The sequence below is a fragment of the Microcystis sp. M44BS1 genome, from assembly GCF_020244875.1.
Taxonomy (GTDB): domain Bacteria; phylum Cyanobacteriota; class Cyanobacteriia; order Cyanobacteriales; family Microcystaceae; genus Microcystis; species Microcystis panniformis.
The window spans coordinates 1-4,538 of the sequence record NZ_JADBVM010000141.1 but is presented as its reverse complement, the minus strand read 5'-3'; the positions used below and the strand labels follow the sequence as shown (position 1 = coordinate 4,538).

Here is a 4,538-nt window from a genome sequence, read left to right as displayed (position 1 = left end):
TTGTAAAGGTACACAGCTAACTTCGTTTAAAAACTCTAATTCTTCTTGCTTTTTCCACTCGGTTAGCATTGAAGACGTTTCAGTATATCCTACTCTTTCTTGCTTTTCATACCAAGCTTGTGTTCTGACATGGAGAGCTTTGTTGTAAACTAATCTTACACAGCCCAATGTGCGCCGCAATAGCGACTCTTGTTCGGGTGTGGGGTAAAATCAGTAAGAATAGGCTTTTTCCATATCTCGCATTCTAGAATATATCGTGTAAATGCGCTAGTATTGAACAGTAAAGCCAACCTAGAACGACGGGGTTTCAGACCCAAATTTTCGATGAGCGACGGGGACAGACGGTTAAAATGCGTCTTAGCTTAAAACCCCACACCCTGCCCGCGGGAAAAACTTTTTCAGCAAGCCCTATTTGTGTTACAATAGGTTGGTCAAAAATGCTGGTGTAGCTCAGTGGTAGAGCAGCTGATTTGTAATCAGCCGGTCGCGGGTTCAAATCCCATCACCAGCTTCTCGGAAAACCAACTGTTTTCAGTCCCTACAAGGCTTTGGTGGCTTGGGTCGCAGCAAGGCCTACTGATTCTGTCGGTCTTTTTTGGTCACTGTTGGGTCAGTTGGTAATGATTTGGTAGTAGTGGCGTAGCCCTCTTGCTTACCTGGTATGAATTGTGTAAAATATTTATTAATAAAAAATTTCAATTTGATTCCCTTCATGATTTGGCAGAACTGGAAAAAACCATTAATAACATTCCGGGAGTCTTGAACAATGGCTTATTCGTGGGACTGGCTGACTTGGTGATTGTCGGAGAGTTACAAGATGGACAGCCTCTAGTCCGGGAGTTTTAATGATCTGAATTAATCCCATTTTCTCGGAAAATAACATGAAGAGCGACTGCGCTTTTGCGCCCGTTTTATTTGAGATGGACGGAACTCCCGTGGATAAAGTCCCTTTGCACTAGCAAATATGGCAAGAGTTTAGCCAAACAAACGGTCTTAATCTATGGTTGTCCTTAAACTTAACATAATAAAACTGGTATTGTAAAGTTTTGTAAAAAATATATGCAAATGACTGCAAACAACTGCTAATATGATTAGTGCAAGTTTACATTGCAGTTCACATGAAACTATCAGATTATGCTAAGAAAAAAGGGATCAGTTATGACACTGCTTGGAGAATGTGGAATCGAGGGCAGTTACAAGGAGAACGTCTTCCTACAGGAACAATTATTATTTTTGAAGATGACCGTTCTTGCGGTGAAAATAAAGTAGCTATTTTATTTATGCGCGAGTTTCTAGTTCAGAAAATCAATCTAACTTAGAGACTCAGGCAAAAAGATTGGAAGCTTATTGTAGGGCGAAAGGCTATCAAATTGTTCGAGTAGTTAAAGAAGTAGGAAGTGGAGTCAATGAGCATCGAAAGCTATTATTAAAACTTCTAGAACAAACTGATTATAATTTGATTGTCGTAGAACATAAAGATCGTTTAAGCAGAGTAGGGTTTAATTATCTGAAAGTTCTTTTAACTCAAACAAATAGAGATATAGAGGTCGTTAATCTAGCAGAAGAAAGAAAAGACGATTTAAGGCAAGACTTCGTGAGCATAATTACCTCATTTTGCGCTCGATTATACTCATTAAGACGACGAAATAGAAAGACAGAATGTTTAATTAAATGCCTTGAGGAGAATGATGAAATTAGTTCAAAAACATCTAATTAAATTTAATCACAAAAATTATTCAGTAATTGATAAATTAGGATTTTTATCGAAGAATCTGTATAATTGTGCTGTTTATTTAAACCGTCAAGTTTTCTTTTCACATCAACCATTTTTAACAATGACTGAGTTACATCATGCCTTAAAAATGAGTCCAGATTATCAAGCCTTACCCGCCAAAGTAAGTCAGTTAGTATTAAAGCAAGTAGAAAAAACCTTTAAATCTTACCAAAAAGCGAAAGAACAATACAAAAAATCGCCAGATAAATTTACAGGAGAGCCTAAGTTGCCAAGATACAAAGACAAGGAAAAAGGTAGAAACGTTTTAACTTATAACTATCAAGCCATTTCTAAAAAAGCGTTGAAGCAAGGTTTAATCAAGCTATCAGGGACTAATTTAGAATTTAAAACTAATTTAAAGGAAGTCTTAGAGGTCAGGATTATTCCTAAATTGGGTGCTTATTGTTTAGAGATTGTCTATGAACAACCCTCCTCATCAAGTCAAGAGGGAGAAAGATATGCTTTTATCGATTTAGGCTTAAATAACCTAGCTGCTGTTACCTCTAATATTCCCGAATTTCAGCCAACTTTAGTATGTGGAAAAGCCTTAAAATCCTGCAATCAAAAGTACAACAAGACACTAGCTAAACTCAAATCGGAATTACCCAGTCTCCAGAAGACCAGTAAAAGAATACAAGGTTTAACTTTAAAGCGTAATTGCCAGGTGGATTATTACCTCCACACCGCTAGTAAATATATTATTGATAAATTACTAGCTCATCAAATTAACCTTTTAGTTATTGGTCATAATCAAGGCTGGAAACAAAACCTTAATATTGGAGATAGAAATAACCAGTCATTCGTAAATATTCCTCATTCAAGGTTTATCGAACAACTTACCTATAAAGCAAATTTAGTAGGAATAGAGGTCAAAACAACTAATGAAAGCTATACCTCTAAATGTAGTTTCTTGGACTTAGAGTCTATTCAAAAGCAAAAAAGCTATTTAGGCAAGAGAATTAAAAGAGGACTATTCAGAAGCTCGTCGGGTTATTTCTATGGAGCAGATATTAATGGTTCCTTAAATATTGGAAGAAAGGTAGTCGGAGAGGCCGCCTTTAGCGGGAATCCGATAGAGAGGTTCGTAGTTAACCCAGTACGGGTCAAAGCGTACAAAGCTAATTCTAGATGCAATATTTGCGTACAGAATTAGTAACTATATAACAAAGGAAAGTGCTTGGATTGTTGGACAACCCTATTTTGATGGGGTAGCATCAGAATCATCGAATCCATGACAAGCGACAAAAGCCCACAGAGCTATTTTGTCTGGGGGTCTCTCTGGGGGCAGACTAGATGCCCTTGAATATTCTAATCAAATAGGAGTAAAACCGATGAACACAAGCATTCAAACCATTCATGCCCGAGAAATTCTCGACTCTCGCGGCAATCCGACGGTTGAAGTCGATGTCATTTTGGCAGACAACAGCAAGGGTCGAGCGGCAGTACCTTCTGGAGCATCTACGGGGAGTGGGGAAGCGCTGGAATTACGGGATGGCGATCCTACTCACTACGGTGGCAAGGGCGTTCTCAAAGCGGTGGCCAACGTCAATGGTGCGATCGCTGCTGCCCTCAAGGGAATGGATGCCACTGACCAAAGTGCCGTCGATCAGAAAATGCTAGAGTTAGACGGCACTGAATTTAAGTCGAACTTGGGCGCTAATGCCATTCTGGGAGTTTCAATGGCGGTGGCCAGGGCGGCAGCAATTTCTAAGGGTCAACCCCTTTATCAATACCTCGGCAGCACTGAGGCGACTCTACTGCCAACTCCCTGCTTTAACATTCTCAATGGTGGAGTTCACGCCGATAACAGCGTTGATTTTCAGGAATACAAGCTAGTTCCCGTCGGTGCAACCACCTTTGCTGAAGCGTTGCGCATGGGGGCAGAGGTTTACCACGCCCTGAAATCAATTTTGAAACAAAAAGGTTATAGTACAGGGGTCGGCGATGAAGGCGGCTTTGCCCCTGACCTCAAGTCCAATGTAGAAGCCATCGAGCTAATTCTAGAAGGAATTGACAAGGCAGGATACCAATCTGGCGAGGAATTGGCGATCGCTCTCGATCCAGCAACCAGTGAACTATGGCGAGAAGGAGGGCAATACGAATTTTTTAAATCTGACAAGAGCCGTAAATCTTCCTCAGATATGATCGATCTATGGGAAAGCTGGATCGACCAATACCCGATTATCTCCTTAGAAGATGGTTTGGGAGAAAAGGACTGGGAAGGTTGGCAAGAATTGACCGAGCGGTTAGGCGATCGTGTTCAATTAGTGGGTGATGACATCTTTTGTACCAATCCCAAAATTATTCAGGAAGCGATCAACAAAGGTGTAGGCAATGCCTCTTTGATTAAAGTTAATCAGATTGGGTCTGTCACCGAAACATTAGAAGCGATCAAAACAGCGCGCTCCGGTGGTTATACCATCTATATCAGCCACCGCTCCGGGGAAACTCCCGATGATTTTATTGCCGATTTGTCCGTTGCGACAAGCGCGGCCCAACTAAAAACAGGTGCGCCCTGTCGGGGCGAACGGTTAGCCAAATACAATCAGTTGCTCCGCATTGAAGAAGAACTTGGCACTCGCGCTCGTTATGCAGGGTGGACGAACTTCAAGGGAAAGTAGCTTATTTGACATCCTCGCCGCCCTAAAAGTGCGGCGATTCCTAAACCTCACGATTTAAGTTTCTGCTTCCACCACCGTCGCATACCACAGTTAAAAAACCATGTACTGTCTTACACAGAGTCCACAGACTTTCGCCCCATTTC

2 protein-coding genes, 1 tRNA gene and 3 pseudogenes are annotated in these 4,538 nt (G+C 41.1%); 5 read left to right on the top strand and 1 reads right to left on the bottom strand.

Annotation, left to right across the window (positions count from 1 at the left end; all coding sequences use genetic code 11):
- A pseudogene (locus tag IM515_RS11735) lies at positions 1–234 on the bottom strand (helix-turn-helix domain-containing protein); the annotation flags it as partial.
- A 205-nt stretch (positions 235–439) separates the two neighbouring features.
- Between IM515_RS11735 and IM515_RS11730 the strand changes: the two are divergent.
- The 5 genes and pseudogenes from IM515_RS11730 (at position 440) to eno (ending at position 4,395) form a co-directional block, all read left to right on the top strand.
- Positions 440–511, top strand: a tRNA-Thr gene (locus IM515_RS11730).
- A 185-nt stretch (positions 512–696) separates the two neighbouring features.
- A pseudogene (locus IM515_RS11725) lies at positions 697–846 on the top strand (ribose-5-phosphate isomerase A); the annotation flags it as partial.
- 272 nt (positions 847–1,118) lie between these two features.
- A pseudogene (locus IM515_RS11720) lies at positions 1,119–1,717 on the top strand (IS607 family transposase).
- Positions 1,689–2,927 carry an RNA-guided endonuclease InsQ/TnpB family protein gene (locus IM515_RS11715; RefSeq protein ID WP_287629065.1) on the top strand — a complete coding sequence of 413 codons (1,239 nt, stop codon included), beginning with the start codon at positions 1,689–1,691 and terminating at the stop codon, positions 2,925–2,927. Before IM515_RS11720 ends, IM515_RS11715 begins: the two are co-directional and overlap by 29 nt.
- A gap of 178 nt (positions 2,928–3,105) precedes the next feature.
- A complete protein-coding gene (eno, locus tag IM515_RS11710) occupies positions 3,106–4,395 on the top strand; it encodes a phosphopyruvate hydratase (protein ID WP_287629066.1) in 1,290 nt (429 codons plus the stop codon).
- Positions 4,396–4,538 lie beyond the last annotated feature (143 nt).

Excerpts from the sequence above, each read along its gene's own strand:
- eno (WP_287629066.1), top strand. The coding sequence starts at position 3,106 with ATGAACACAAGCATTCAAACCATTCATGCCCGAGAAATTCTCGACTCT.
- IM515_RS11715 (WP_287629065.1), top strand. The coding sequence starts at position 1,689 with ATGAAATTAGTTCAAAAACATCTAATTAAATTTAATCACAAAAATTAT.